The following is a 26,999-nucleotide window of genomic DNA, read 5'->3' on the forward strand; positions in this document are numbered from 1 at the left end:
AGCGGCTCGCAAGAGGGTGAGATCGAGATGGCAGCTGCAAAAGAGATTCGCACCCAGATCGGGAGCATCAAGAACACGCAGAAGATCACCAGCGCCATGGAGATGGTCGCTGCGTCGAAGATGCGCAAGGCACAAGAGCGCATGACGGCCAGCCAACCATACGCCAAGCTGATCCGGCGCGTGGTGAGCCATATTGCCAAGGCCAACCCTGAATATCGTCATGAGTACATGATCGAGCGCGAGGTCAAGCGCGTGGGGTATATCGTGGTCTCCAGTGACCGCGGTCTGGCCGGCGGCCTGAACGTCAATGTGTTCAAGGCCGTGACGCGCGAAGCCAAGTATTGGCATGAACAGGGCGTCGAGGTCGATTATGCGGCCATCGGGTCCAAGGCCAATGTGTTCTTTCGCAACCATGGCGGCAATCTGGTGGCGGGCAAAAGCGGTCTGGGCGAGGCCCCGGCCGTCGATGACTTGATCGGGAGCGTCAGCGTCATGCTGAAGGCCTTCGATGAGGGACAACTGGATCGGCTTTACGTGGTGCATAACGAGTTCGTTAACACCATGACGCAGAAGCCTATCGTGCGACAGTTGCTCCCCTTGGTCGCCGAGGCGGATGACGACGAAGAAGAGACACGTGCCAGCGGCAGCTGGGACTACCTGTATGAGCCGGACGCCAAGACCCTGCTCGATCATTTGCTGGTGCGCTATGTGGAATCCCAGGTGTACCAGGCTGTGGTCGAGAATGCGGCCTGCGAGCAGGCGGCACGAATGATCGCGATGAAGAACGCGACCGACAATGCCGGCAATCTGATCGATGATCTGGAGTTGGTCTATAACAAGGCCCGTCAGGCCGCGATCACCCAGGAGATTTCGGAGATCGTCGGCGGCGCCGCCGCCGTATGATGACGCAGGTCCCACCGAGGCCCCCAAATGGGTTGCCTCGGGGTCCAGGCGAAACAGGTTTCATTTGCAGGTATTAGAGGAACCAACATGAGCGGACGTATCGTACAAATCATCGGCGCGGTGATTGACGTAGAGTTTCCGCGGGACGAAGTTCCCAAGGTCTACGACGCGCTGAAGGTCTCCGACACCGAGACCATCATGGAAGTACAGCAACAACTGGGTGACGGCGTCGTGCGTGCCATCGCCATGGGCACCACCGAAGGCCTAAAGCGCGGCCTCGACGTTGCCAATACGCGGGCAGCGATTTCGGTGCCGGTGGGCAAGGCCACGCTGGGTCGCATCATGAACGTGCTCGGCGAGCCTATCGACGAAGCCGGCGAGATCGGCGAAGACGAGCGCATGCCGATCCACCGCAAGGCGCCGGGCTATGCGGAGCAGGCGGCTTCTGAAGAGCTGCTGGAAACGGGCATCAAGGTCATCGACCTGGTCTGCCCGTTCGCCAAGGGCGGTAAGGTCGGCCTGTTCGGCGGTGCCGGGGTCGGCAAAACCGTCAACATGATGGAGCTGATCCGCAACATCGCCACCGAGCACAGCGGTTACTCCGTCTTTGCCGGTGTCGGTGAGCGTACCCGTGAAGGTAACGACTTCTATCACGAGATGCAGGAATCCAACGTTCTCGACAAGGTCTCGCTGGTCTATGGCCAGATGAACGAACCGCCCGGGAACCGCCTGCGCGTGGCTCTGACGGGGCTGACCATCGCCGAGAAGTTCCGTGACGACGGGCGTGACGTGCTGTTGTTCGTCGACAACATCTACCGTTACACCCTGGCGGGTACCGAGGTGTCGGCACTGCTGGGCCGTATGCCGTCCGCGGTGGGCTATCAGCCGACACTGGCGGAAGAAATGGGCGTGCTGCAGGAACGCATCACCTCGACCAAGACGGGCTCCATCACCTCCGTGCAGGCGGTTTACGTCCCCGCGGACGACTTGACCGACCCGTCACCGGCGACCACCTTCTCGCACTTGGACGCCACCGTGGTACTGGCGCGTTCCATCGCTGAGTTGGGTATTTACCCGGCGATCGATCCGCTGGATTCCACCTCGCGCCAGCTCGATCCGCTGACCGTCGGCGAAGAGCACTACAACACCGCGCGCGGTGTGCAGGGCGTGTTGCAGCGCTATAAGGAACTCAAGGACATCATCGCCATCCTGGGGATGGACGAGCTGGCCGATGAAGATAAACTCACCGTGGCACGGGCGCGCAAGATCCAGCGCTTCCTGTCGCAGCCGTTCTTCGTCGCCGAAGTGTTCACCGGAGCGCCCGGCAAGTACGTCTCTCTCAAGGAGACTATCCGTGGTTTCCAGGGCATCCTCGATGGTGAGTACGACGAATTGCCCGAACAAGCCTTCTACATGGTTGGCACCATCGACGAAGCCGTCGAGAAAGCCAACAACATGAAGTAAGGCCATGCCCATTAGGGAGTGCAGGGCCGGCGCTGCCACGTGAGGCGCGCCGGGCCCGACGCTTCCATGAACGAGGAGATAGCGATGGCTAGCTTCCAATGCGACATCGTCAGCGCCGAGAAGGCCATCTTCTCCGGCAATGCCGAGCAGCTAGTGGCGGCCGGCGTGTCGGGCGATCTGGGTATTCTGCGTGGTCACGCACCGCTGCTTACCGAACTCAAGCCGGGGCCGGTACGCGTGATGCGTGAAGGTGGTGAGGAAGAAGTGTACTACGTGACTGGTGGCTTCCTGGAGGTCCAGTCGGAGGTGGTGTCGGTGTTGGCCGATACCGCCACGCGGGCGCACGATCTCGACGAGGCTGCGGCTGAAGAGGCGCGCCAGGAGGCCTTGCGGTCCATGGGCGACAAGCAGTCCGATCTCGACTACACCCGGGCGGCCGCCGAGTTGGCGGAAGCCGTGGCACAGTTGCGGACCATCCAGCAACTGCGCGAGAAGGGCAGTCGACGCTAGTCGGCGCACGCGATGCCACTGTCATAAAGGCGACCCACGGGTCGCCTTTTTCGTGGATGCAATCCGTTAACCGCGAGTCACGGACGTTTACATATCGTGCCGAGACATGACGCATGTCGCTTGGTAGCACCTTCCGCCCGCCTTAGAATACGTCCATCTTCTTCTTCTTTAAGAGATGCATAGGAACAACTGCGATGACGTTAGACGTGGTGATACTCGCCGCCGGCCAGGGAACGCGTATGCGTTCGGCCAAGCCCAAGGTTCTGCATCCGTTGGCGGGTAAGCCGATGGTGACGCACGTGCTGGATACCGCCGAGCAACTGGGCGCGACGCGCACGCACGTCGTGATCGGTCATGGTGCCGAGCAGGTCGAGGCTGAACTCAGTGGACGCGACGTAAATTTCGCTTTGCAGGCCGAGCAGAAGGGGACCGGTCATGCCGTAGCGCAGGCGCTAGATAATATAGGCGACGCCAAGGTGCTGATCCTCTACGGCGATGTCCCGCTGATTCGTGCCGAGACTTTGGCGGCGTTGCTTGCTGAGGTGGATGAGACCCGCCTGGGGCTACTGACCGTGGAATTGGCCGATCCCAGCGGTTACGGACGAATCGTGCGCGATATCGATGGCCGCGTGACGGGCATTGTCGAACACAAGGAGGCCAACGAGGCCCAGCGCGCTATCACCGAATGCAATACGGGCATCGTTGCGGCCACCGCAGCGCAGCTCAAGCGCTGGTTACCTCGCCTCTCTGCCGAGAACGTTCAGGGCGAGTATTACCTGACCGACATCTTTGCCATGGCGGCGGCGGAAGGCATCGAGATCGCTACAGCCAGCCCCGCCTCGGCGTTGGAAGTCGAGGGCATCAACAACCGCTCGCAGATGGCGGCTCTGGAACGCGCCTATCAACGCGATCGAGCCGAACGTCTGCTGACCGAGGGCGTGGCGCTGGCCGATCCGACGCGCTTCGACTTGCGTGGCCGTCTTGATTGCGGTCATGACGTCTTCATCGACGTGGGCTGTGTGTTCGAGGGCGAGGTGACGCTCGGCAATGGCGTCAGCGTGGGCCCCTATACGCTGATTCGCGACAGCCATATTGCGGCGGAGACGGTCATCGAGGCGCATAGCATCATCGACGGCGCCGAGGTGGCATCACGCGCGCACATCGGGCCCTTCGCACGCTTGCGTCCCGGCACGCGCCTGGCATGCGATAGCAAGATCGGCAACTTCGTCGAGACCAAGAACGCTGACGTTGGTGAAGGTAGCAAGATCAATCATTTGAGCTACGTCGGCGATGCTCGACTGGGGCGTGGCGTCAATATCGGCGCGGGCACCATCACTTGCAATTACGACGGCGCCAATAAACACCGCACCGACATCGGCGACGACGTCTTCGTGGGCTCCAATACGGCCTTGGTGGCGCCGGTATCGCTAGGCGATGGGGCGACGGTCGGAGCCGGATCGACCATCAACAAGAATGTCGATGCCGGGGCGTTGGCAGTGGCGCGCCCCCGCCAGACCACGCGTGCCAGTTGGCAACGGCCGCGTAAGTCTTCGTGAATGGCAAAGGGCGGCCCTCAGCGGTCGTCCTCTAGGCTTTGTACGAAAACTGCCTGTGCTCGGCCATACGGCGTTAAAAATCAGCTCAAAGTACTCATTTACACCCCGTAAACTCCGCCTTTTCGCTGATTTTTGCCTTGTCTGGCCATCGCTCGCCGACTTTTCGTGCATAGCCTAACGATCTCCTTTTACTATCTCTTGGGTAATGAGATTTCCCCTCTGCCGTGCGCTATTTTTCTTCCACATGCCGGGCGGTGCTTGACCGAAGATAACGAATCGCGTTTTATAAGCGTATTGTTTCGTTTCGGAAGATATATCTTTCGTGAATAAGGATGATATGCCCAAACGCGATACTGCCCAGCGGCGCCATGCCATGCTGGCCTACGTGAATGAGCAGGGTGAAACCAGCGTCGATACGCTTGCCCGCCACTTCGCCACCTCTGAGGTCACCGTACGCAAGGATCTCGCCACGCTGGAGAAGAGCGGTCTGCTGTTGCGTCGTTTCGGCGGTGCCTTGCCGTTACCTAGTGAGATACTGGCGGAAGCCAACGCGCCGCTTTCGCCCCGAAAGCTAGCGATTGCGCAAGCGGCGAGTGCGCGGATACGCGCCCACAATCGCATCATCATCGACAGCGGCACGACCACCTCGGCGATGATTCCCGAATTGGGCGGGCGCGAAGGGCTGGTGGTGATGACCAACGCGCTGTCGGTGGCCAATGCCTTGCGCGAGGTGGAGCCCGAGCCGGCGATCCTGATGACCGGCGGTACCTGGGACCCGCACTCCGAATCCTTCCAGGGACAGGTCGCCGAGCAGGTGTTGCGTTTCTACGATTTCGATCAATTGTTCATCGGTGCCGATGGCATCGACCTGGAGCGTGGGACCACCACCTACAACGAATTGCTGGGGCTATCGCGGGTGATGGCGGAGGTCGCGCGCGAAGTCGTGGTACTCGCCGAATCCGACAAGATCGGCCGGCGCATCCCCAATCTGGAACTGCCGTGGGAACGGATTCATACCCTGATCACCGACGAGGGGCTCGATGCGGATGCCTGTCGACGGATCGAGGCCCAGGGCATTGCCGTCATCCGCGCTGCGGTCAACGAATGAAGACGAGGAGTTCAATATGTGTGGAATCGTAGGGGCCGTCGCCGAGCGTCACGTGCAGGAAATCCTTCTCGAGGGCTTGCGCCGTCTCGAGTATCGCGGCTACGACTCGGCGGGCATGTCCGTGCTTTCCGACGATGCGCGGCTCAATCGTCAGCGTGCGGTGGGCAAAGTGGCGGCTCTAGAAGAGAAGCTCGCCGATACGGCGCTCAAAGGCACCCTGGGGGTCGCCCACACGCGCTGGGCCACGCACGGTCGCCCCAGCGAGCAGAACGCGCATCCGCATCAATCCGGCGATAGCCTGGCGGTGGTGCATAACGGCATCATCGAGAACCATGAGGCGCTGAAAGCCGAGCTTGAATCCCAGGGTTACGTTTTTACCTCCGAGACCGACACCGAAGTGATCGCGCACTTGTTGTCGCGCGAGTTCACCCTTTCCCAAGACCTGCTCCAGGCCGTGCAACGCAGCGTGGCATTATTGGAAGGCGCCTACGCCCTGGCGGTGGTACACCGTGCCGAGCCCGATGCGATCATCGGTGCCCGCAAGGGTAGCCCGCTAGTGGTAGGCGTGGGCATCGGCGAGGCGTTCCTCGCCTCCGACCCGCTGGCGCTGTTGCAGGTCACCGACCGCTTCATCTATATGATGGAAGGCGATGTGGTGCGTCTGGCCCGGGGTGGCGAGATCGAGCTCTTCGAGGCGAGCGGCGAACGAGTCGAGCGTCCGGTGACCGTCTTCGAGCATGGCGACGGCGTGACCAGCAAGGGCGGCTATCGGCACTTCATGCTCAAGGAAATCCACGAGCAGTCCCAGGTGATCGCGGCCACGCTGGAAGGGCGTCTCGGCGATCATCAGGTGCTGGTCAACAGTTTCGGAGCGGAGGCCGCGTCGCTGTTCGAGGGCGTACGCCAGGTGCATATCATCGCCTGCGGTACCAGCTACCATGCAGGCATGGTAGCGCGCTACTGGATCGAGAAACTGGCCGGCGTGCCCACGCAGGTCGAAGTGGCCTCGGAATATCGCTACCGCGAGGTCGTAGTGCCCGAAGGCACCTTGTTCGTGACGCTATCGCAGTCCGGCGAGACCGCCGATACGCTGGCGGCGTTGCGCTTCGCCAAGCAGCGTGACTATCTTGGCAGTCTAGCGATCTGTAACGTGCCGGGCAGTTCGCTGGTGCGGGAATCCGACCTGACGCTGATGACGCAGGCCGGCCCCGAGATCGGGGTTGCCTCTACCAAGGCCTTCACCACCCAACTGGTGGCCTTGATGCTACTGGCATTGGCGCTGGGACGCGTGCGTGGCGCCAATGGCGAGCATGCGCCGCTGGTCCAGGGGCTTAGGGAGTTGCCGGGGGTGATCAACCAAGTGCTGGCCCTGGATGGCGAGATCGAGCAACTGTCGATGGCGTTCGCCGAAAAGCACCATGCGCTGTTCCTGGGACGCGGCGCGCATTTCCCGATCGCCCTGGAAGGCGCGCTCAAACTCAAGGAAATCTCCTATATTCATGCCGAGGCCTATCCGGCGGGCGAGCTGAAACACGGGCCCCTGGCGCTGGTCGATAGCGAGATGCCGGTGGTTGCCGTGGCGCCCAACGACGAATTGCTCGAGAAGCTGAAATCCAACTTGCAGGAAGTTCGCGCGCGCGGTGGCGAGTTGTTCGTGTTTGCCGATGAGGGCATTCGCCTCGAGCCCTCCGAACATCTACATGTGCTGCGTGTGCCGGCAGTCAGCGAAGCGTTGGCGCCCCTCGTCTACACCATTCCGCTGCAATTGCTGGCCTATCACGTCGCCGTACTCAAGGGCACTGATGTCGACCAACCGCGCAACTTGGCCAAGTCGGTGACGGTGGAATGATGCGACATTTTGTCGGTTGGGTGAACTTGTTAGCGTGCTATAAAATACATTCCGGTTCTTAACGCCGGGCGCCGCCGCGCCCGGCGGCGATCAAGGAGTCCTACATGCCTGCTCAGTTTCCCCAGGCGCGCTTGCGGCGTCTGCGGCGTACGTCGTCGCTACGCGATCTGGTACGCGAAACCTCGCTGCGCCCGGAGCATTTGATCTATCCGATCTTCGTCGAGGAGGGGGCGGACGACTTCGTGCCCATCGAGGGAATGCCGGGTCAGTATCGCGTTCCGGAAAGCCAATTGGCGGAGGAAGTGAAGCGCCTCAGCGCGCTGGGCCTCAAGGGCATCATGCCGTTCGGGATTTCGCATCACAAAGACGCCGACGGCAGCGATGCCATGGACGAAAATGGTCTGGTGTCGCGCATGGTGCGCATCATCAAGGCGGCCGACCCCGAGATGGTGGTGGTTCCGGATATTTGCTTCTGCGAATACACCACCCACGGCCACTGCGGCATTCTCAAGGGCGACACGGTCGACAACGACCTGACGATCCGTAATCTCGGTGTTCAGGCGGTCGCGGCCGCCCGGGCGGGGGCCGACATCATTGCGCCCTCGGCTGCCCAGGACGGCCAGGTGGCGACGATCCGCGCGGCCCTGGACGAGGCCGGTTTCGAGGATATTCCCATCATGGCGTATTCCACCAAGCTGGCCTCGGCGCTGTACGGCCCCTTCCGCGAAGCGGCGGGCACCGAACTCCAGGGGGATCGCAAGACCTATCAGATGGACCCCATGAACCGCCGCGAGGCGCTGCGCGAGTCGCTGGCGGACGAAGCCGAAGGCGCCGATTTTTTGATGGTCAAGCCGGCGCTGGCGTATCTCGATATCATGGCGGACATCCGCCGTAACAGCCTGTTGCCGCTGGTGGCGTACCAGGTCAGCGGCGAGTACGCGATGATCCGCCTGGCGGCGCAACAGGGCGTGATCGATGAGTCGGCGGTGATCCGCGAGACGCTAGGCTCGATGCGCCGTGCCGGTGCCGATCTGATCATGACCTACTTCGCCCCCCAGTTGCTTGAAGAAGGGCTGTAGAGGCTGAGAGGTGAACGGTAGTGCCTACGCGGGCTGCATCGTTTCCCAGCGCGCTCCGGTGAGCTCGCACGAAACCTCCCACAGGCGCGCCTCGACCGCCGGATTACGCGTGTTGCGGGCGCGGTGGGCCCGTTTGGGGCCGCCACGGGTTTCGCCGAGACCGTCGGGCCCGATGTAATCGCTGGGGCCGACCGTGTCGCTGAGCGCGGCATGCAGGATGGGGCGGGCGCCCTCGGCGGCGGATTGACTGATCAGCGGCAAGGCCAGCTTGAAGACGCTGCCAATGACCGGGCGGCTTTTCACCCCGGCGTCGAACAGCGCGGTGCGCGACAATCCGGGATGGGCGGCCAGGCTCATGAGCCTCCAATTCTGGGCATCGCTTTGTTTCTGCAATGCCTGGGCGAACAGCAGCATGGCGAGCTTGGATTGCCGATAGGCTCGCCAGGGATCGTAGCTCGCCTCTGCGTTCAGGTCGTCGAAGGCGATGTGGCCGCCACGATGGGCGAGGCTCGAGAGCTGCACCACGCGGGGCGCCGTCGCGGCGGTGAGCAGTGGCAGCAACTCGCTGGTGAGAAGAAAATGCCCGAGGTAGTTGACGCCCAACTGACGCTCGAAGCCATCCTGGGTGCGCTCAAGGCGTGGCAGGGCCATGATCCCGGCGTTGTTGATCAGCCGTTCCAGCGTGGTCTCGTCCCGTTTCAGGCGTGCGGCGAAGTCGCGTACCGAGTCCAGGCTGTCGAGATCGAGCGATTCGGCGCGCACCTCGGCATGAGGCGAGTGGGTGCGAATGGCGTGGCAGGCCAGCTCGCCACGTTCCGCATTACGTGCGGCGACGACCACGCGATAGCCGTGGGCGGCGAGCCCTTTGGCGGTCTCGAGTCCGAGCCCGGCGGTGGCGCCGGTGACCACGGCCAACGGGGCCGTCGCGTGGCGATCTTCACTCATGCGTTTCTCCTTTCTTCGCCCGACGATCGACTCATTTCGGCATCAGCACCCACAGGCGACCGTCCTGCTTCATGCGTGCGGCGCGCTCACCGGCCGCCTCGCCATGTCCCCAATAGAAATCCGCGCGTACGGTTCCCTTGATGGCACTGCCGGTATCCTGAGCGACCATCAGGCGCTGCAAGGGTTCTTTCGAGAGCGGCTGTGTGGTCGACAGGAAGATCGGCGCGCCCAGCGGGATGCGCGAGGGATCCACGGCCAGACTGCGTTCCGCGGTCAGGGGCACGCCCAGGGCCCCGATCGGTCCCTGGGTAGCGCTGTGATCGCTATCCAACTCACGGAAGAACACCATGCGCGGATTGACGGTGAGCATTTCCTTGACCCGTCCGGGATGGCGCCGGGCCCAGGCGCGCACGCCGGGCAGCGTGGCCTCGGAGGCATCGATCTCGCCACGCTCGATCAGGGCACGGTTGAACGAGCGGAAGGGCTGATTGTTGGACCCCGCGAAGGCCACGCGCATGGTATCGCCGTCGTCCAGGCGGACACGTCCCGAGCCCTGGATCTGCAGGAAGGCGGCCTCGACGGGGTCGTCGACCCAGACCAATTCCTGACCGCGCAGGACACCGCTTTCCAGCAACGTGCGCTGCTCGGCACGCACACGGTGCGGTGCCGCTTGCCAGGCGTTGGGAAAGCGGTAGAGCGGCGTCTGGTACGGCCCGTGTCGGTCTCGCGAGCCATGCAGGATGGGCTCGTAATAGCCAGTGATCGTGCCCGTTATGGAGCCATCGTCATTGGTGAGGCGGTAAGGCTGAAAGCGAGTCTCGAAAAAGCGCGTAATACCGCTTTCATCAAGCGGGTCGACATGTTCGGCATCAGCGCAGACCGATGTCCAGCGGGGCTTCTTGGCAAGCCGTGGGCAACTGGCAAGAAACGCGCTCCAGGCGGCGATGACGTGATCGTCACGCCAGCCGGGCAGTGCCTGCCATGCCATGGGCTGCATACGCTCGGACGTTGCCGGCGATGGTGTGCTCGGCGCGGGCGGCTGAGAACTGCAAGCCCCCAGCACCAGCAGTGGCAACAACCACGCCGTGCGTGCCAGTTGGCGCAGGGTGTGGGCGGCGCCGATGATCGGTCGCGGCAATGGGATGAACAAGCAAGACACCTCGGCGGTCGACTCCCGGAATGAGTATCGCCAGCGATGATGCCTTGCCGGGGCGAATCGTGCCAGTGGCGTCGTGCCATCGTGCGTTTCAGGCGTGGCCTAGCCTTCCTCGTTGAGGGGCCGCAAGCGCGCGATCGAGGCGCGATGAGGCGATAGAGCACCCTTGCGTCGCGGAATGTGTGCCGTCTCGTCATCGTCGTCAACGGGCTGTTGGCGCTGGCTGCTGGTTTTACGATGATAACGGCCGAGCACTGCACTCAAGGTGAGAAACGCCAGGGCCGAACCAGCGACCTGCGTCCATGGATAGACGATGACAGCCAGCAACAGCAGCAGCAAATCGCAGCATAGCGTGGTGCGACCGGCATGCCATCCCACGCGGCGTTCCAGATAAAGAGCGAGAATGTTAAGCCCCCCTAACGAGGCATTGGCGCGAAATAGCAATGCGAGCCCGAGGCCGATCAACAGTCCTGCTGCGATGGCACACACCACAGGGTGGGTATCGCCCAAGGGAAGGGTGGCGGTGAGGGTGTCGCTGAGTACCGAAAGCAGGGTGACGCTCAGGAGTGTGCGTAGCGTGAAATCGCGTCCCAATTGCTTGAACGCGAGCCCGTAAAAGGGCAGGTTAATGACGAAGAAAGTGATGCCGAAACTCACCGGCAGCAAATCGCTGATCAGCAAACTCAACCCTGCGGTACCGCTGACCAGTAAATCGGCGGATTGCAGAAGCCGCACGCCAAGTGCCACCAATAGGCAGCCTTCGAGCAGCGTTAGCCAGGAACGCCAGGAAACCTTCATGTTGTCTCTCCCGAGGGTGTGGAAGATGAATCGATGCCGAAGATGGTCGGCGAACCGCCGAGGGCTTGTGGCCAAAGGGCGGGGAAATGACACGCTGCAAGAAGCGTACCCGGTGGGGTGGCTTCGTGCAGCGCATCATAGCCGCGGGATACTAGCGATACAATTGCGAGGCGCGTCATGACGGGGGATCACCCACGTCTATTCCTGGGTTTGCCGATGTGGGCCAATAACGAATGGCGCGGCAGTCTCTACGCACGACATGCGCCGCAAGAGGGCATGCTGCACGATTATGGTGCCGTGTTTACTAGCGTGGAAGGCAACACGACCTTCTACAGTGGGCCGCCCAAGGCGGCGACCATCGCTCAATGGGCGCGTCAGGCGCCGTCGGATTTTCGTTTTTGTTTCAAGTTACCGGCGCGGCTCACGCATGAAAAACGCCTGGTGGGCATCGCGGATGAACTCGATACGTTCTTTGCAGCGCTAGCGCCGTTACATGACCGGCTAGGGCCGACGATGGTGCAATTGCCGCGCGATTTCGGGGGCCAGGAGCTGCCAGCATTAGAGGCACTGTTGAGACACTGGCCGTCGGCAATACCCTGCGCCGTGGAGGTGCGTCATAGTGATTTTTTCCACAAAGGGGCGGCGGAGCAGCAATTGAACCGCTTGTTGATAACTTTGGGAATGGACCGGGTCATGCTCGATGTGAGGCCTCTTTTCGCTACGCCTGCAGGCACCGATACGCGCTTGATCAAGGCACAGGGCGAAAAGCCGAAACGCCCGTTACACGTGATTTCCACGGCAAATATGCCTATCGTGCGTTTTATCGGGCATTGTGATATGGCCATCAACGATCGACTTTTCATGCCTTGGTGTGAGCGCCTGGCTCTGTGGATAAAACAGGGGAAAACCCCTTTTTTGTTTGTGCACACGCCGGATAACCGGCAAGCGCCACAATTGGCGCGGCGCTTTTATGCACGCTTGGCCGAACGCGTCGAATTACCGCCTCTTGAGGCCTTTCCCGGCGAGCGCCAGAGCGCGCTTTTCTAACCGCGGTGATAACGCCATGGAGTGGTAGGACGCGGTGTTGATGGCTTGATGCTATAACGCGAATGGTTTTGGCTAAAACTTGCCGCTAAAATGGCGCTTCTCTGTGGACGACGTCGAGGACGGTCGTCTCCTCAATCGGTGTTTATCGACACCCTTACGCTGACTGACATCGCTGCGAGCGGTGCGGTCTCCTTGTTGATCGGTGGTCAGATCCCAGCGCTCACAAGGACCTGTCATGCTCCATGTCGTGGTGTGCGATCCATGCCCGGGGACGTGGCAACAACAATACAACGCCATCCTTTAATCGCGCGGTGGCGCCACGCAACTCAGGTGAAGCAATGTCTTACAAGTCTCATTCGCACGCGCAGTGGTCCTCTCGTATGGCCTTTGTGCTGGCCGCCGTCGGCTCGTCGGTCGGTCTAGGCAATATCTGGAAATTCCCTTACATGACCGGCGAAAGCGGGGGTGGCGCTTTCGTTCTGGTGTATCTGATTTGCATCTTCCTGGTCGGCTTGCCGATGTTGATGTCCGAATGGCTGCTTGGGCGACTGGGCCAGAAGAACCCTATCTCGACGATGGGCGACATCACGCGGCGCCTCAAGCGCAGCCGTGCTTGGGTATTGATCGGCGTAGCCGGGATTCTCGGCGCGTATTTGATTCTTTCGTTCTATAGCGTCATTGGGGGCTGGGCACTGGCCTACATTCGCATGGCCGTGGTCGACACTTTCAGCGGACTGGATAACGATAGCGTTGGCACCCTATTCGGCAATCTGCTGGCAAGTCCCGTGGAATTGCTGCTCTGGCATAGCCTGTTCATGATCATGACGATCGGTGTCGTGGTGGGCGGCGTTGCCGGTGGCCTGGAGCGCGCGGCGAAAACCCTGATGCCAACATTGGCGGTGCTGCTGGTGGTGCTCGTCGGCTATGCCGCGACGACCGGCGCGTTCGCCGAAGGGGCGGCTTACCTATTTACGCCGGACTTCTCCAAGATCACCCGTGACGGCATCCTCGCCGCGCTGGGGCATGCCTTCTTCACCTTGAGTCTGGGCATGGGCATCATGATGGCGTATGGCTCGTATCTCTCCGATGACGTCAACATCGGTCGCTCGGCGCTCATCGTCGTGGTCATGGATACTGTCATCGCCTTGCTTGCCGGGCTGGCCATTTTCCCTATCGTGTTTGCCAATGGGCTAGATGCGGCTGCGGGTCCAGGCCTGATTTTCCAGACCCTACCGCTGGCGTTCGGCAACATGGCCGGTGGTTGGCTGTTCGGGTTGCTGTTCTTCGTGCTGCTGGTGTTCGCGGCGTGGACCTCGGCGATCTCATTACTGGAACCGCTGGTGGAATGGATCGAGGAGCGCTCACCACTGTCGCGCGTGGGCTCGACCATCGTCGCGGGGCTGGCGACCTGGGCCTTGGGGCTGGCCACCGTGCTGTCGTTCAACATCTGGGGGGATTTCGCACCGCTGGGCATGTTCGACAAGTTCGCCGGCATGACCATCTTCGACTTGCTCGATTATGTCACCAGCAAGCTGCTGCTACCGCTGACCGGCTTGGCGACCGTGATGTTCGTGGGCTGGTTCATGGGGCGCGACGAACTACGCTCGCAGCTCAACATGAGCGATGGCGCCTTCACCCTATGGCGCGTGGCGGTACGTTTCATCGCGCCCATCGGCGTGGTGATCGTCTTCGTCAGCAGCCTCTGAGCGTTATCCGGCGTGGGCCAATATAGCCCGCGCCGGGCTTGGAAAGCCCTTCCAGGCACGCGATGCACGGCGAGGTTTCTCATGCATCGCGTGCCTATTTACTGCCAGTCGTCATAATCGACGATATTCCGCTCCAGACGCTTGAATTCCTGATGCAGCTCAATACCGCGCCGCGCCCGCAGATAGCGTGTCGCCGCACTCTTTTTGCGTTGCTCATGTTCGAGCATTTCCAGGCTCATATGAATGTCTAGCAGCTCGCTTTTCAAGGATTGAAGATGTGCGGCATTGCGCATATCGAATCTCCTAGTCGTCCTTATAACTGTCTTATTGTCATTGAACCGGTTCCGCTTGACATTCTTACTATAACGCACTTGACAGAATTATGACGTCAAGGATGAAACGGGCGTTTTTTCTCCCTTCAACGCCTGCGGCATACTAGAATCGAATTTGTTTTCACGTCGTTGTTGGTCAGCCAAGGAGTCGCGCCATCATGAGCAGTGCCCTGTTCGACGAGATGAGACGCCGCATGGAGCACTTTCGGCGCTCTGAGCAGAAGGTGGCGCGCTTCGTGTTGCGTCATCCCGAGGACGTCATCCACATGCGCATCGTCGATCTAGCCACCGAAGCCAAGGTTAGCGAACCCACCGTGGTGCGTTTCTGCCGTGCGTTAGGGTGTAACGGTTTCCAGGACTTCAAGCTCAAGCTGGCGCAGATGCTCGCTACGGGTAGTCAGTTCGCGCAGTTCTCGATGAACGATAGTGACAGCGTCGCCGAATTTGCCCACAACATTTTCGACTCCACCGTGGGCACGTTGCTGTCGGTGCGCGATCGGCTCGATCACGCCGCACTGGGCAAGGCGGTCAACGCCCTGGCCATGGCCAATCGCGTGGAGTTCTACGGTTTCGGCGCCTCGGGCGCGGTGGCGTTCGATGCCCAGCACAAGTTCTTCCGCCTGCAGATATCCACTGCGGCTTATTCCGACCCGCACATGCAGAACATGTCGGCGGTAACGCTGACGCCTCGCGACGTGGTAGTCGCCATCTCCCAGACCGGACGCACCCGGGCGCTGGTGGCCAGCGTGCGTCTGGCCCGCGAGACCGGGGCCACGGTGATCGGGCTATGTCCTAGCGATTCGCCGCTGGCAAGCGAAGTCACTCTGCCGCTTTATATCGATGTGCACGAGGACACCGAAATCTACACCCCGATGAGCTCGCGCGTGGCGCATCTGGTGATCGTCGACGTACTCGCCGTGGGCGTGGCCAAGACACGTGGGCCCAAGCTCGCCGAGCAACTTCAATCGGTGAAGAAAAGCCTGGTTCCGTTGCGTTATCCCGACGCCGACGAAGACCCCTAGGCTTGTACGAAAACTGGCTGCGCTCGCCAATACAGCGTTAAAAATCGCCTCAAAATGCTCATTTACAACTCGTAAACTCCGCTTTTTCGTTGATTTTGCCTTGTCTAGCCTTCGCTCGCCGACTTTTCGTACAACCCTTAGCCGGCTGGCGGATCGCGAGCGAACGAAGCCGAGACCGCTTGTGCTAAGCTGTGCGCTCATTTCGCAATGCCAAGATACGTGATCCATGGACGACGTTTCGCCGGGCGACGTTTCGCCGCTACTCGACTCGCTGAATACGGCCCAGCGCGAGGCCGTGAGCCATCCACAGGGCAATTTGCTGGTGCTGGCCGGTGCCGGCTCAGGCAAGACGCGTGTCCTGGTGCATCGTATCGCCTGGTTATTGCAGGTCGAAGGACTGTCGCCCTACGCGATTCTCGCCGTAACCTTCACCAACAAGGCGGCACGCGAGATGCGCACGCGTCTCGAGGCGCTGCTGGGATTGTCGCTGCGCAACATGTGGGTGGGTACGTTCCACTCCATCGCGCACCGCCTGCTACGCACCCACTGGCACGACGCGCGCCTGCCCCAGCATTTCCAGATCATCGATAGCGACGATCAACTGCGCCTGGTCAAGCGCCTGCTCAAGGACCATCGCATCGACGCTGAGCGCTTCCCGCCCAAGCAGGTGCAATATTTCATCGGTGGCTGCAAGGAAGAGGGGCTGCGCGCCCATCAGGTCCAGACCCATGGCGATACCTACATGGGCCAGATGGTCGAGCTCTACGAGCGCTATCAACTGGCGTGCGAACGCGCCGGTCTGGTCGACTTCGGTGAATTGCTACTGCGCGGCCTGGAACTGCTGCGCGACAACCCGTCCCTGCTGGCGCATTATCGCGAGCGTTTCGGTCATCTGCTGGTCGACGAATTCCAGGACACCAATACCTTGCAGTACGCCTGGCTCAAGCTGCTGGCCGGCGATCGCGCGGGCATGACCGTGGTCGGCGACGACGATCAGTCGATCTACGGCTGGCGCGGGGCCAAGGTCGAGAATATCCGGCGCTTCGCCGAGGAATTCCCCGCGACAACGACGGTGCGCCTGGAGCAGAACTACCGCTCGACGAGTGCCATTCTCGAGGCCGCGAACACGCTGATCAGTCATAACGCCGGGCGCATGGGCAAGGAGCTTTGGACCGATGGCGTTCACGGTGAGCCGATCTCGGTCTACGCCGGCTTCAACGACCTCGACGAGGCCCGCTTCATCGTCGATACCCTCAACGAGGAAGTGAACAAGGGCAGTGCGCGGCATGACATCGCGATTCTCTATCGTTCCAACGCCCAGTCACGGGTGCTCGAGGAGGCACTGATCCGCAGTGGCGTGTCCTATCGTATCTACGGTGGCCAACGCTTCTACGAGCGTCTCGAGATCAAGAACGCCCTGGCGTATCTCCGCTTGACGTTGACGCGCGACGACGATGCCTCGCTGGAGCGGGTGATCAACGTGCCGGCGCGCGGTATCGGTACGCGCACCGTGGAAGTGCTGCGCGAGCGGGCTCGTACGCAGTCAGTTTCATTGTGGCAAGCCTTGCACGATAGCCTCAGTGAGGGATTGTTAAAGGGGCGCGCGGCCAGTGCGCTCTCGGCATTTTCGGAGCTGATCGAGCGCCTCGACAACGATACCGCCGGCATGGCGCTGCATGAACTGATCGAGCATGTCCTGCAGACCACTGGGCTGCTCGAGCATCACCGCAACGAAAAAGGCGAGAAGGGCCAGGCGCGTGTCGAGAACCTCGAGGAATTGATCAACGCGGCGCGCAACTTCGCTCAGGGCGATCCGTTCTCGTTGCAGGAAGTCGGCGAGGGGGCGGCGGCACTGGAGCCATTCCTGGCCGAGGCCGCCCTCAACGCCGGCGATCACGAAGCCGACGATTTCGAGGACAGCGTGCAGTTGATGACGCTGCACTCGGCCAAGGGGCTGGAGTTTCCGGTGGTATTCGTCGCCGGGATCGAAGAAGGGCTGTTTCCGCACAAGATGTCGCTGGAAGAACCGGGGCGTCTCGAGGAAGAGCGACGCCTGTGCTATGTCGGGGTGACCCGCGCCATGCGTAAGTTGTATCTGACGCATGCCGAGATTCGTCGCTTGCATGGCAAGGAAACCTTCTCGCGGCCGTCGCGCTTTTTGCATGAGTTGCCTGAGTCGTTGCTCGAGGAGGTGCGTCTGCGTGGCCAGGTCTCACGGCCGGTTTCCACGCGGCCGAACCGCGGTCTCTCTCAGCAGCAGAGCGTATCGAGCGATGATGACCAGCCGTCGTTGAGTCTGGGGCAGCGGGTCAGTCATCCGGTCTTCGGCGAGGGTGTGATCATCAATGCCGAGGGCGAAGGCGCCAGGGCGCGCGTGCATATTAGCTTCGAGGACGAGGGCGACAAATGGTTGGTGCTGGGATTCGCCAAGCTGACGCCGTTATGAGTCGTAAGCACAACATAAACGAGACGCAACGATGAAGAAGTGGTTTCCCGAGTTGATGGATCAGTGGTCGCAGCTTTCCGGCTATCAACGTTTCGAGCGCCTGGTCTCGCTGGTCCTGACGGTGGCGATCGGCTTCGTGGTACTGGTGGCGTTGTATTATCTGGTCGTCCACGTGATCGAGTTGTTGTTCGTTCAGACCCGAGACCCGTTCGATTACCGCGTCTTCCAGGCAGTGTTCGACATGATTCTCACGGTGCTGATCGCCATGGAATTCAACAATTCCATCGTGCGGACCATGGAAGGGCGCGGCGGCTTCATCCAGGTCGAGATCGTGGTGCTGATCGCGATCATGGCGCTGGTCCGCAAGTTCATGGTCATGGACATGGAAACTATCGAGCCCTTGAAGATCGTGGCCCTGGCCGCCGCAGTGCTGGCGCTGGGCCTGAGTTACTGGCTGGTGCGGCGCGGTGGCAACGGCTCGTCATAACGGATCACCATAGGCGCCTTACGCCTCGGGGACGGGACGTATGCGGCCGTTGTCGTCCAGTGCCACCATTACGAAGCGTGCCTCGGTGACCTTGTAGCGCTCCTCGGGACTGCGCTCGTGTGGTGGACGGATCCACACCTCGACATCGACCTTGATCGAGCTGCGCCCGACCTCACTGATTTTAGTGAAGATATTGACCATCGCGCCGATTCGTACCGGGCACAAGAAATCCATGCTCTCGGTGGCAACCGTGGCGGTTCGGCCGCTTGCCAGGCGTCCCGCGGCGAGCTCGGCGGCCTGGTCCATCTGCGCGATGAGCCAGCCGCCGGGGATGTCGCCGTAGAGGTTGGTGTCCTGGCGCCGGGTGACGAGCTTGAGCGTGAGTTCGCCCTGCGGGGTCGGAATATCGTCGAGTTCATGCATGGTGTGGGTCCTGGCGATTGTTGTTGTCGAGCACTGTTGTTGTCGAACATTGTTGTTATCGAGCGTAGCGCGCCGTTGCAGTCATCTCATGCCGTTGAGATCGTCTCATAGTAAACGCCGCTGGGCCTCGACGACCAGTCGCCCGGCAAGGTGTTTTGCGCCGGGGCAGGCGTGACAACGGGGGCGAGAGCGTTGATCAGAAAAAAACGAACAGGGCGGTGCGCCACAGTGACCTTGCGATGTCGCGTGGCTATGACGCTAGGGGCATTGCTGTTGCCGATGATGGCGATGGCGGCGCCGTTAAGCGGCACACTGGGCTCGGTCGGCTCGGATACGCTGGGTGGTTTGATGACGCAATGGGGCGAACGGCTCAGCGCGCGTCATCCCGAGGTACGCTTGCAGGTACAGGCCTCGGGTTCGGGGACTGCGCCGCCGGCGCTGGCCGAAGGGGTGACGCGCATCGGTGCCATGTCACGCCCCATGACCGAGGCCGAACGCGCCGACTTCATCGCCCGCCAGGGCCATCCACCGGTGGCGGTGCCGGTGGCACTGGACGCGCTGACGCTGTTCGTGCATCGCGACAATCCGTTGACCTCGCTGACATTGGCGCAGGTCGAGGCATTGTTCGCCGACACTCGCTTCTGCGATCAAGCGCCCGCTATCCGGCGCTGGGGCGCGCTAGGGCTCGACGGCGACTGGGCCTCACGGCCGGTGGCGCGTTTCGGTCGCAACACAGCCTCCGGGTCGCATGCACTGTTCAAGCGGGAGGCCTTGTGCGGCGGTAATTTCCGCCGCGACGTCAACGAACTGCCGGGCTCCTCGGCGGTGGTGGCGGCGGTCGGCCGTTCCCGCGAGGCGATCGGCTATGCTGGCCTTGGCTATCCCACCGCGATGGTTAAGATACTGGCGTTGCGCGATGACCAGGGCACGCCGCGTCTACCTACGCACGACAACGTCGTCAGTGGACGCTATCCCCTCACGCGGCCTTTGTATATCTACGTCAACCTGGCGCCGGGCGAGTCTTTGCCGCCCCTGGAGCGCGCCTTCTTCGATCTTGTGTTGTCGCCCGAGGGCCAGGCCGTGGTCGCTCGCCAAGGGTTCGTGCCCCTGCCAGAATCGCGCCTGGCCACTGCCAGGCGGGCGTTGCGGTTGCCACCCCTTGCCGATGTCACGCAATCGTCATCAAACTGACGTAATCTGATGGTCTCACTTCATTGCAAGGCAACGCTTCGCCGCCGGGCTCGCCGATGACTGAACCTTCCACCGCCCCGCCTCGCTCGAATCGCCGCCTGCGCCAGCGTCTCGATCGTCTGGCGACTGGCGTGATCGCCGCCAGCGGTATCGGCGTGGTCGTGGCAGTGCTGGCCATCGGCGTGTATCTGATGCTGGCCGTGCTACCGCTTTTCGACGACGCCGAGGTGAATGTCGACGCCGCCCCCTCGGCCGCCGACGAAGGCGCGATTCACGCCGTCTGGTTGGCCGATGACGGCACGCGCTGGTTGACCCGAGACGGGCAACTGCGCGACGCCGAGGGCGAGGTCGCGACGCTGGCCACAAGTGCCACCATCGCGGCAGTAGCCGAGGCAGGCGATAGGCAGCCGCTGGCCTTGGGGTTGAGCAACGGCGAAGTGCGTCTGGTGCCCCGCGATGACCGGGGACGATTACGATGGGCCCAGGCCTCTACCATGCGCCTGTTCGAGGCCCGTGGTGTGGCAGCGCTGACACTGCGTCATGCGGCTCAGGGCTGGGTGCTGGCGGGGCGCGATAGCCAGGGTGAGGTGGCGGCCCTGTGGCATACCGATGAAGCCACGCGGCGTATTGCAGTACCGGAGACGGCCGAGCATATCGCGCTGGGCCACGCGGGCCGCCTGGCCATGACCCAAGGCACGCAATTGACGCTGTGGGAGCTGTCTCCCGATGGCGGTGGCAAGGCGTTGGCGCGTACCGACACCCAGGCGCCGACGACGGCGTTGAGCTTCCTGCAGGGCGGGCGCACGCTGATCGTCGGCGATGCCGGCGGTGGGCTGCACCGTTGGCGACTCTCTCCCGACGATGCGGGCTGGCAAGCGGCCGAGACTTCTTACACGGCCCTGGGCGACTCTGCCATTCGACGCTTGATCGCTTTGCCCCGGCAGCGCCTGTGGCTGGCACTGGACGACAGCGGCCGCTTGGGGCTCTATCAATCCCTGAGTGGCCAGCGCTGGCAGGGTCAGGCATCCGAGACCACGCTGCCGACGGCCGTGTCGATTAATGCGCAAGGCACGCAGGTGATGTGGCTGGACGAGGCGGGTACGCTCCAACGGCTGTCGATCGAGGCACCGCATGCCGCGGTGAGTCCGGCGACGCTATGGATGCCGCAGGTTTATGAAGGCCATAGCGATGCCGAGTGGCGCTGGGCGGCGGCCGTCACGGGTGATGAAGAGCCGCAGTACAGCCTGGTGCCGCTGGCCTGGGGGACGCTCAAGGCGGCAGCCTGGGCCATGGTGTTCGCCGTGCCGTTGGCGCTGGGAGCGGCAGTGCATAGCGCTTGTTACATGTCACGGCGGCAGCGCGCGCGTCTCAAGCCCGCCATCGAGTTGATGGAGGCGTTGCCCGGCGTGGTCATCGGCTTCGTCGCGGGGCTGTTCGTGGCGCCCTTCGTCGAGCGTCATCTTGCCGGAACGCTGGCGCTTTTCGTGTGCGTGCCGCTGGGCAGCGTGGCTTGCGGCTGGCTGTGGCGGATGCTTTCCCGACGCTGGGAACTTCATCTACCCCCTATCAGTGCCGGAATAGGACTGATGGTGCCCCTGGCGCTGCTGTGCTGGGCGGCGCTGAGTCTCTCTCCGTGGCTCGAAGCTTGGTGGTTCGGCGGCGACCTGCGTGCCTGGATGCACCAGCAGTGGGGCTGGGATTACGCGCAACGCAATGCGCTGATCGTCGGCATGGCCATGGGGCTGGCGATCATTCCCACGCTGTACTCACTGGCCGAGGAAGCGCTTTCCGGCGTGCCCCGTCCCCTGGCGGAAGGCTCTCTGGCACTGGGTGCGACACGGGCGCAGACGCTGTGGCGGGTGCAGTTGCCTGCCGCCGCGCCGGGAATTCTCTCTGCGGTCATGATCGGCGCGGGACGCGCGGTGGGGGAAACCATGATCGTGCTGATGGTCACCGGCAATACGCCGCTGATGTCGCCGAGCCTCTTCGAGGGTCTGCGCTCGCTGGCCGCCAATCTGGCCATCGAATTACCCGAGGCGGCGGTGGGCGGCACGCACTATCGCCTGCTGCTGCTCGGGGCGTTGCTGCTGTTCGTATTCACCTTCGTCGTCAACACGCTGGCGGAAATGGTGCGCTGGCGTCTCAAACGGCGGTATCGACGCTATGGGGGTGACGCATGAGAATCCCTCGGGTGGGCGGCGACGGTGTCTGGCGATGGCTGAGCGGGGCCTGCGTGGCGCTTTCGCTATTGGCCGTGGTGGCGCTGCTGGTGCTGGTCGTGACACGCGGACTGGCGCACTTCTGGCCCGCCGATATCGAGCAACTGACCCTCGACGACGGCCAGCGGATTGCCGGCATCGCTCGTGGCAGCGAAGCCAACGAACAGCGCTATTTCACCGCCAATCGTGACCTCGATGGTGAGGTATGGCGATGGGTCGAGACGCAGGCCATCGAGAGGCGCGAGACGCCGCCGGAGCTGCTGTACGCCGAGCGTCGCGATTGGGGGCCCTTCATCGGTCGCCTGACGGCGGTGGAGACGCCCGCCGGCGAACGCCTGCAAGGTGCCGAGGCCGAGCGCCGCCTGCGTCGGGCCCTAGCGGGGGACGCCGAGGTCACGACGCTGCATCTGCGCAATGTCGAGGGGCGCGCGCTCGAGGTGGCGTTCGCGCAGGTGGCGTCGCTTTCCTGGCCCAATCGCATGGATATCGGCGACAAGCTCGCGGCCTGGGGGCACGGCGTGTGGCGCTTTCTCAGCGAGGCGCCGAGCGATGGCAATACCGGGGGCGGTGTATGGCCGGCGATCTTCGGCACCCTATTGATGGTGATGCTGATGTCGCTGGTGGTCACGCCGTTCGGCGTGCTGGCGGCGTTGTATCTCAACGAGGTGGCACGCCAAGGACCGTTGACGCGCCTGGTGCGCATTGCGGTGCGCAATCTGGCCGGGGTGCCATCGATCGTCTACGGCGTGTTTGGGCTGGGTGTGTTCGTCTACGGATTGGGCGGTCACCTCGATAGCTGGTTCTTCGCCGAGCGCTTGCCGTCGCCGACTTTTGGCACCGGGGGACTGCTGTGGGCCTCGCTGACGTTGGCGCTGTTGACCCTGCCGGTGGTGATCGTAGCCACCGAAGAAGGGCTAGCGCGAGTGCCCGTGGCGTTGCGTGAAGGTTCGCTGGCGCTGGGTGCGACGCGTTTCGAAACCCTGCGCCGGGTGGTGGTGCCCATGGCGCTGCCGTCGATGCTGACTGGCGTGATTCTGGCCGTGGCCCGTGCCGCCGGCGAGGTGGCGCCGCTGATGTTGGTGGGCGTGGCCAAGCTGGCGCCGGAGATCCCCGTGGATGGGGAGTTTCCGTACTTGCATCTCGATAGCAAGTTCATGCATCTAGGCTATCACTTGTTCGATCTAGGCTTCGCCAGTCGTGATGCCGAGGCGGCGATGCCGCTGGTATTCGCGACGGCGACGTTGTTGGTCGTCGTCATCGTGGTGCTTAACCTAACTGCAATAATCTTGCGCCATCATCTCAGGGCACGTCACCGTGCACTGGAGCATTCGTAGGAGGTTCGTCACCCTTGTCAGCCGTGTCTTTTTCAGCCGCCGAGACCCAGCGCTCGTCGGCGGTGGTCGATTTTCCCTCGACGTCGAGCTGTTTCGACATTGAGGCTCTGTCGCTTGCCTATGAGGGAAAGCCGGCGTTGCGCGATTTGACGTTGCGCGTGCCACGTCATCGCGTAACAGCTTTCATCGGGCCTTCGGGATGCGGCAAGTCGACGTTACTGCGCGGCCTCAATCGATTGCATGACCTCAACGACCAGGTCACGCGGAGCGGACGCATTCGTCTCGAGGGCCAGGACATTCATGCCCGCGACGTGGATGTGGCCGAACTGCGCCGCCGGGTGGGGATGGTGTTTCAGACGCCTAATCCGTTTCCCATGTCGATCTATGAAAACGTCGCCTACGGGGTGCGTCTGCAGGGCGTCAAACGCAAGCGTGAGCTGGATGAGATCGTCGAGTGGGCGTTGCAGTCGGCGGCGCTCTGGGAAGAGGTCAAGGCGGATCTACACGCCTCGGCGTGGACGTTGTCGGGCGGGCAGCAGCAGCGCTTGGTCATCGCCCGCACCCTGGCGGTACGCCCGGACGTATTGCTGCTCGACGAGCCGGCCTCGGCACTGGATCCGATCTCGACACTCAAGATCGAGGAGCTGATTCGTGGCTTGAAGTCGCAACTGACGCTGATTTTGGTCACCCACAACATGCAGCAGGCGGCACGCGTGTCCGACTACACCGCGTTTCTGCACGCTGGCGAGCTGGTCGAGTACGCCCCGACCGATACGTTGTTCACCAATCCGCGCTTACGGCGCACCGAAGACTACATCACCGGCCGCGTGGGTTGAGTCGCGGCGATTCCGACAAGCGGAGCAGTGTCATGGACATTACCAACGAGACGCATAGCCAGCACATTTCCCGTCAGTTCAACCAGGAACTGGAGCAACTCAAGACCCAGTTGATGGCGATGGGCGGGCTGGTCGAGAAGCAGGTACAGGATGCCGTTGAGGCGTTGCTCGAGGGCGATAGTCGAACCGCCGAGCGCGTGCGCGATAGCGATAACGCCGTCAACGACATGCAAATCCAGATCGACGAAGAATGCACCCGGGTGCTGGCACGCCGGCAGCCGGCGGCCTCCGATCTACGCCTGGTGCTGGCGGTCATCCGCGCCACCTCCGATCTCGAGCGCGTCGGCGACGAGGCCAACAAGATCGCACGCAATGCGTTGACGCTCATCGAATCGGACCGCCATTCGCGGGGCATGGTCGAGATTCGCCATCTGAGCGAGCATGTGCGCAAGATGCTGCGCGACGCGCTGACCTCGTTCGCGCGCTTCGATACGCGCTTGGCGTTGGAGGTGCTCCACGAGGACGAGTCGGTCGACAACGAATACACTACGGCCACGCGCTCGCTGGTGACCTTCATGATGGAAGATCCGCGCGCCATCACGTCCATTCTCAGCGTGATGACGATCCTGCGGGCTCTGGAGCGGGTTGGCGATCATGCCGACAATCTGGCTGAACACGTCATTTATCTGGTCAAGGGCCTCGATGTGCGTCACACCGATCCCGGTGAGCTGGAGGGATCGCTCGGGGAGTGATGTCGTTTTCTGGCAGTGGCCGCCAACAGGGCTTCGGCATGGGGTGCCGTCAGGGCGATGGAGAACACATGGCCCTGTATGCTGTGGCAGTGGAAGCCGCGCAGTAGGGTGACCTGGGCGATGTTTTCCACGCCTTCGGCGACGACCTGCATGCCGGCATCGCGCCCCAGTGAGACGATCGAACGTACCAGCGAGGCTACGCGTGGATCGTCGCAGATGCGATCGATGAAGCTCTTGTCGATCTTGAGTGTGTCGAACGGAATCCGCGTGAGATAGGAAAGCGACGAATAGCCGGTGCCGAAGTCATCGATGGCGAACCCCACACCACGGCGCTTGAGACGCTGCATGCTGTCGATGATGGCCTCGGGGTCGTCGATCAATGAGCGCTCCAGCACTTCCAGGTTGAGCAATCGCCCGGGTAGACGGTGGCGCGTAAGCAATGAGTCGATCAAATCGACGAAGGTGGGCCGCGCGAGCTGTTCCTGGGAAACGTTGACGGATATCGGTAGCAGGGTGTGGCCGTGGTCGCGCCACGTGGCCAGTTGCTGGGTGACGGTTTTTAGTACCCAGGTATCCAGTTGATCGCCGAGATCGATTTCCTCGCTGATATCGACGATATCCTGGGGACTGACTTGTCCCAGTTCGCTGTCATGCCAGCGCAGCAAGGCCTCGAATCCTTTCACTCGATAGCCGTGTATAGCGACCTGTGGCTGATAGTGGAGCCGGAAGCGGTCTTCGGCCAGTGCCGAGGCCGTACGGCGGCGCAGCAAGTTGCGCCGCGTCAGGCGTGGCAGCGACGTTGGCGTATCGAGACGCAGGAGCGCATCGCCGCGCTCATTATGGAGGCGCCGGCAGGTATGCTGCAGAGCGGAGAGGATGTCATCGGCATGGCCGAGCCGGGTGGCATCTTGTGCCCAGACCACGCGCGCGGCGGCGGTGACGGTCTTGCCGGCGGCGATATAGGGCGCCCGCAAGGTCTCGGCCAGCATCGCCATGGTGTCGGCCATGCGCGCGGGATCCCCCTGGTAGAGCAGCACCCCGAGGCGTTGATCGTCGATGCGTGCCAAGTCGAAGACGAAACCGTCTAGGGCTTTCTCGACCCGCGCGATGGCGCGCATGAGCACTTCGTTGCTGGCCTGTAGGGAAAAGCGCGTACGTACTGCGCGCATGCCGTAAAGATCGATGGCCGCGACGCCACAGAATGCCACGGTGTCCGGCAATGCCGCCAGGCGTGCCTGGATGAGTTGCTGAAAGCGCTGTTGCGTGGCTAGCCGGGTTTGCGGGTCGAACTGGGTACCGATTTCGGCACGGGCGCGCTCGAGGCGCGTGATGACATCGTCACCGATCTCATTTTCCACCAGGCGCGCCAAATCGAGCAATATCTCGCGCTGATGGGCGTCGAAGCGCCTTGGATGCCGGTCGATCACGCACAGCGTGCCCAGCGGCAGGCCCGAGGCCATACGAATGACGGCGCCAGCGTAAAAGCGAATGTAGGGCGTGTCGGTGACCAGGGGATGATCGCGAAAGCGCGGATCGCTGTCGGTGTCCTCGATCACCATCATCTGGCGTTCGAGCAAGGCGTGCGCGCAAAAGGCATTGTCGCGGGAAGTCTCGCAGGCATCGAGGCCAAAGCGCGACTTGAACCACTGGCGGTGGCGGTCGATCAGCGTGATCAGCACAATGGGTACGTCGAAGACCCGCGCGGTCAGCCGGGTGATATCGTCGAAACGCTTCTCGGGCGGTGTATCCATCAGGCCAAGACGTTGAAGCTCGTCGAGGCGGCGCGCTTCATCGCCATGGTCAGGGGCGCCGGCCCCAGGGGCGTTTACCATGAGG

Annotated in this window: 23 protein-coding genes; 17 read left to right on the forward strand and 6 right to left on the reverse strand. The window is 62.3% G+C overall.

Annotated features, from left to right (window positions below; genetic code table 11):
- The first annotated feature begins 27 nt into the window (after positions 1-27).
- The 7 genes from atpG (at position 28) to hemB (ending at position 8,469) form a co-directional block, all read left to right on the forward strand.
- A complete protein-coding gene (atpG, locus tag KZO83_RS11845; protein ID WP_247620962.1) occupies positions 28-903 on the forward strand; it encodes a F0F1 ATP synthase subunit gamma in 876 nt (291 codons plus the stop codon).
- 87 nt (positions 904-990) lie between these two features.
- Positions 991-2,367: a F0F1 ATP synthase subunit beta gene (atpD, locus tag KZO83_RS11850; RefSeq protein ID WP_247620963.1), complete on the forward strand. Its 1,377-nt coding sequence runs from the start codon at positions 991-993 to the stop codon at positions 2,365-2,367.
- Positions 2,368-2,451: 84 nt separating this feature from the next.
- Positions 2,452-2,877 (forward strand): F0F1 ATP synthase subunit epsilon, encoded by a 426-nt coding sequence (locus KZO83_RS11855; protein WP_247620964.1) that lies wholly within the window; start codon positions 2,452-2,454, stop codon positions 2,875-2,877.
- A gap of 194 nt (positions 2,878-3,071) precedes the next feature.
- Positions 3,072-4,433 carry a bifunctional UDP-N-acetylglucosamine diphosphorylase/glucosamine-1-phosphate N-acetyltransferase GlmU gene (glmU, locus tag KZO83_RS11860; protein ID WP_247620965.1) on the forward strand — a complete coding sequence of 454 codons (1,362 nt, stop codon included), beginning with the start codon at positions 3,072-3,074 and terminating at the stop codon, positions 4,431-4,433.
- A 322-nt stretch (positions 4,434-4,755) separates the two neighbouring features.
- Positions 4,756-5,541: a DeoR/GlpR family DNA-binding transcription regulator gene (locus tag KZO83_RS11865; protein ID WP_245798035.1), complete on the forward strand. Its 786-nt coding sequence runs from the start codon at positions 4,756-4,758 to the stop codon at positions 5,539-5,541.
- Between the two features lie 16 nt (positions 5,542-5,557).
- Positions 5,558-7,390 (forward strand): glutamine--fructose-6-phosphate transaminase (isomerizing), encoded by a 1,833-nt coding sequence (glmS, locus tag KZO83_RS11870; RefSeq protein ID WP_247620966.1) that lies wholly within the window; start codon positions 5,558-5,560, stop codon positions 7,388-7,390.
- Positions 7,391-7,494: 104 nt separating this feature from the next.
- Positions 7,495-8,469 carry a porphobilinogen synthase gene (gene hemB / locus KZO83_RS11875; protein ID WP_178998890.1) on the forward strand — a complete coding sequence of 325 codons (975 nt, stop codon included), beginning with the start codon at positions 7,495-7,497 and terminating at the stop codon, positions 8,467-8,469.
- Between the two features lie 24 nt (positions 8,470-8,493).
- Here the strand turns inward: hemB and KZO83_RS11880 are convergent, their stop codons facing one another.
- From KZO83_RS11880 to KZO83_RS11890, 3 genes are all read right to left on the reverse strand, one after another.
- Positions 8,494-9,414, reverse strand: coding sequence for an oxidoreductase (locus KZO83_RS11880; RefSeq protein ID WP_247620967.1), 921 nt, complete (start codon positions 9,412-9,414; stop codon positions 8,494-8,496).
- A 31-nt stretch (positions 9,415-9,445) separates the two neighbouring features.
- Complete coding sequence (mltA, locus tag KZO83_RS11885; protein WP_247620968.1) at positions 9,446-10,564, reverse strand: murein transglycosylase A; 1,119 nt, start codon at positions 10,562-10,564, stop codon at positions 9,446-9,448.
- Positions 10,565-10,672: 108 nt separating this feature from the next.
- Complete coding sequence (locus tag KZO83_RS11890; protein WP_178998893.1) at positions 10,673-11,368, reverse strand: DUF6198 family protein; 696 nt, start codon at positions 11,366-11,368, stop codon at positions 10,673-10,675.
- Positions 11,369-11,545: 177 nt separating this feature from the next.
- Between KZO83_RS11890 and KZO83_RS11895 the strand changes: the two genes are divergently transcribed.
- Positions 11,546-12,415, forward strand: a complete 870-nt coding sequence (locus KZO83_RS11895) for a DUF72 domain-containing protein (protein WP_178998894.1) — start codon at positions 11,546-11,548, stop codon at positions 12,413-12,415.
- A 338-nt stretch (positions 12,416-12,753) separates the two neighbouring features.
- Positions 12,754-14,121 (forward strand): sodium-dependent transporter, encoded by a 1,368-nt coding sequence (locus KZO83_RS11900; protein WP_247620969.1) that lies wholly within the window; start codon positions 12,754-12,756, stop codon positions 14,119-14,121.
- Positions 14,122-14,219: 98 nt separating this feature from the next.
- Here the strand turns inward: KZO83_RS11900 and KZO83_RS11905 are convergent, their stop codons facing one another.
- Positions 14,220-14,414 carry a PA3496 family putative envelope integrity protein gene (locus tag KZO83_RS11905; protein WP_247620970.1) on the reverse strand — a complete coding sequence of 65 codons (195 nt, stop codon included), beginning with the start codon at positions 14,412-14,414 and terminating at the stop codon, positions 14,220-14,222.
- A 197-nt stretch (positions 14,415-14,611) separates the two neighbouring features.
- Here KZO83_RS11905 and hexR point away from each other — a divergent pair, with 197 nt between their 5' ends.
- The 3 genes from hexR (at position 14,612) to KZO83_RS11920 (ending at position 18,408) form a co-directional block, all read left to right on the forward strand.
- Positions 14,612-15,475: a transcriptional regulator HexR gene (hexR, locus tag KZO83_RS11910; protein WP_040240304.1), complete on the forward strand. Its 864-nt coding sequence runs from the start codon at positions 14,612-14,614 to the stop codon at positions 15,473-15,475.
- A gap of 226 nt (positions 15,476-15,701) precedes the next feature.
- The gene (gene uvrD / locus KZO83_RS11915) at positions 15,702-17,921 is read left to right on the forward strand and encodes a DNA helicase II (protein WP_247620971.1); all 2,220 of its coding nucleotides are present in this window, start codon (positions 15,702-15,704) and stop codon (positions 17,919-17,921) included.
- Between the two features lie 31 nt (positions 17,922-17,952).
- The gene (locus KZO83_RS11920; RefSeq protein ID WP_040240307.1) at positions 17,953-18,408 is read left to right on the forward strand and encodes a phosphate-starvation-inducible PsiE family protein; all 456 of its coding nucleotides are present in this window, start codon (positions 17,953-17,955) and stop codon (positions 18,406-18,408) included.
- An 18-nt stretch (positions 18,409-18,426) separates the two neighbouring features.
- Here the strand turns inward: KZO83_RS11920 and KZO83_RS11925 are convergent, their stop codons facing one another.
- The gene (locus tag KZO83_RS11925; protein ID WP_040240311.1) at positions 18,427-18,831 is read right to left on the reverse strand and encodes an acyl-CoA thioesterase; all 405 of its coding nucleotides are present in this window, start codon (positions 18,829-18,831) and stop codon (positions 18,427-18,429) included.
- A 252-nt stretch (positions 18,832-19,083) separates the two neighbouring features.
- On the opposite strand from KZO83_RS11925, the gene KZO83_RS11930 reads away from it, so the two are divergent.
- From KZO83_RS11930 to phoU, 5 genes are all read left to right on the forward strand, one after another.
- Positions 19,084-20,022 carry a PstS family phosphate ABC transporter substrate-binding protein gene (locus tag KZO83_RS11930; protein WP_247621092.1) on the forward strand — a complete coding sequence of 313 codons (939 nt, stop codon included), beginning with the start codon at positions 19,084-19,086 and terminating at the stop codon, positions 20,020-20,022.
- Positions 20,023-20,078: 56 nt separating this feature from the next.
- Entirely contained in the window at positions 20,079-22,202 is a 2,124-nt protein-coding gene (locus KZO83_RS11935) for an ABC transporter permease subunit (protein WP_247620972.1), read from the forward strand.
- Positions 22,199-23,575 carry a phosphate ABC transporter permease PstA gene (gene pstA / locus KZO83_RS11940; RefSeq protein ID WP_247620973.1) on the forward strand — a complete coding sequence of 459 codons (1,377 nt, stop codon included), beginning with the start codon at positions 22,199-22,201 and terminating at the stop codon, positions 23,573-23,575. The genes KZO83_RS11935 and pstA overlap by 4 nt, the downstream gene beginning before the upstream one ends.
- A 62-nt stretch (positions 23,576-23,637) precedes the next feature.
- Positions 23,638-24,411, forward strand: coding sequence for a phosphate ABC transporter ATP-binding protein PstB (pstB, locus tag KZO83_RS11945; RefSeq protein ID WP_247621093.1), 774 nt, complete (start codon positions 23,638-23,640; stop codon positions 24,409-24,411).
- Positions 24,412-24,443: 32 nt separating this feature from the next.
- A complete protein-coding gene (gene phoU / locus KZO83_RS11950; RefSeq protein WP_178998902.1) occupies positions 24,444-25,163 on the forward strand; it encodes a phosphate signaling complex protein PhoU in 720 nt (239 codons plus the stop codon).
- Here phoU and KZO83_RS11955 read toward each other — a convergent pair.
- Complete coding sequence (locus KZO83_RS11955; RefSeq protein ID WP_247620974.1) at positions 25,121-26,995, reverse strand: bifunctional diguanylate cyclase/phosphodiesterase; 1,875 nt, start codon at positions 26,993-26,995, stop codon at positions 25,121-25,123. The two genes, phoU and KZO83_RS11955, sit on opposite strands and share 43 nt — an antisense overlap.
- Between the last annotated feature and the right edge of the window lie 4 nt (positions 26,996-26,999).

The organism is Chromohalobacter moromii (assembly GCF_023091865.1).
GTDB classification, from domain to species: domain Bacteria; phylum Pseudomonadota; class Gammaproteobacteria; order Pseudomonadales; family Halomonadaceae; genus Chromohalobacter; species Chromohalobacter moromii.

Excerpts from the sequence above, each read along its gene's own strand:
- pstA (WP_247620973.1), top strand. The coding sequence starts at position 22,199 with ATGAGAATCCCTCGGGTGGGCGGCGACGGTGTCTGGCGATGGCTGAGC.
- atpD (WP_247620963.1), top strand. The coding sequence starts at position 991 with ATGAGCGGACGTATCGTACAAATCATCGGCGCGGTGATTGACGTAGAG.
- KZO83_RS11905 (WP_247620970.1), bottom strand. The coding sequence starts at position 14,414 with ATGCGCAATGCCGCACATCTTCAATCCTTGAAAAGCGAGCTGCTAGAC.
- KZO83_RS11930 (WP_247621092.1), top strand. The coding sequence starts at position 19,084 with ATGACGCTAGGGGCATTGCTGTTGCCGATGATGGCGATGGCGGCGCCG.
- glmS (WP_247620966.1), top strand. The coding sequence starts at position 5,558 with ATGTGTGGAATCGTAGGGGCCGTCGCCGAGCGTCACGTGCAGGAAATC.
- KZO83_RS11895 (WP_178998894.1), top strand. The coding sequence starts at position 11,546 with ATGACGGGGGATCACCCACGTCTATTCCTGGGTTTGCCGATGTGGGCC.
- hexR (WP_040240304.1), top strand. The coding sequence starts at position 14,612 with ATGAGCAGTGCCCTGTTCGACGAGATGAGACGCCGCATGGAGCACTTT.
- KZO83_RS11890 (WP_178998893.1), bottom strand. The coding sequence starts at position 11,368 with ATGAAGGTTTCCTGGCGTTCCTGGCTAACGCTGCTCGAAGGCTGCCTA.
- KZO83_RS11880 (WP_247620967.1), bottom strand. The coding sequence starts at position 9,414 with ATGAGTGAAGATCGCCACGCGACGGCCCCGTTGGCCGTGGTCACCGGC.
- atpG (WP_247620962.1), top strand. The coding sequence starts at position 28 with ATGGCAGCTGCAAAAGAGATTCGCACCCAGATCGGGAGCATCAAGAAC.
- phoU (WP_178998902.1), top strand. The coding sequence starts at position 24,444 with ATGGACATTACCAACGAGACGCATAGCCAGCACATTTCCCGTCAGTTC.
- uvrD (WP_247620971.1), top strand. The coding sequence starts at position 15,702 with ATGGACGACGTTTCGCCGGGCGACGTTTCGCCGCTACTCGACTCGCTG.
- KZO83_RS11935 (WP_247620972.1), top strand. The coding sequence starts at position 20,079 with ATGACTGAACCTTCCACCGCCCCGCCTCGCTCGAATCGCCGCCTGCGC.
- KZO83_RS11855 (WP_247620964.1), top strand. The coding sequence starts at position 2,452 with ATGGCTAGCTTCCAATGCGACATCGTCAGCGCCGAGAAGGCCATCTTC.
- hemB (WP_178998890.1), top strand. The coding sequence starts at position 7,495 with ATGCCTGCTCAGTTTCCCCAGGCGCGCTTGCGGCGTCTGCGGCGTACG.
- KZO83_RS11900 (WP_247620969.1), top strand. The coding sequence starts at position 12,754 with ATGTCTTACAAGTCTCATTCGCACGCGCAGTGGTCCTCTCGTATGGCC.
- KZO83_RS11920 (WP_040240307.1), top strand. The coding sequence starts at position 17,953 with ATGAAGAAGTGGTTTCCCGAGTTGATGGATCAGTGGTCGCAGCTTTCC.
- glmU (WP_247620965.1), top strand. The coding sequence starts at position 3,072 with ATGACGTTAGACGTGGTGATACTCGCCGCCGGCCAGGGAACGCGTATG.
- KZO83_RS11955 (WP_247620974.1), bottom strand. The coding sequence starts at position 26,995 with ATGGTAAACGCCCCTGGGGCCGGCGCCCCTGACCATGGCGATGAAGCG.
- KZO83_RS11925 (WP_040240311.1), bottom strand. The coding sequence starts at position 18,831 with ATGCATGAACTCGACGATATTCCGACCCCGCAGGGCGAACTCACGCTC.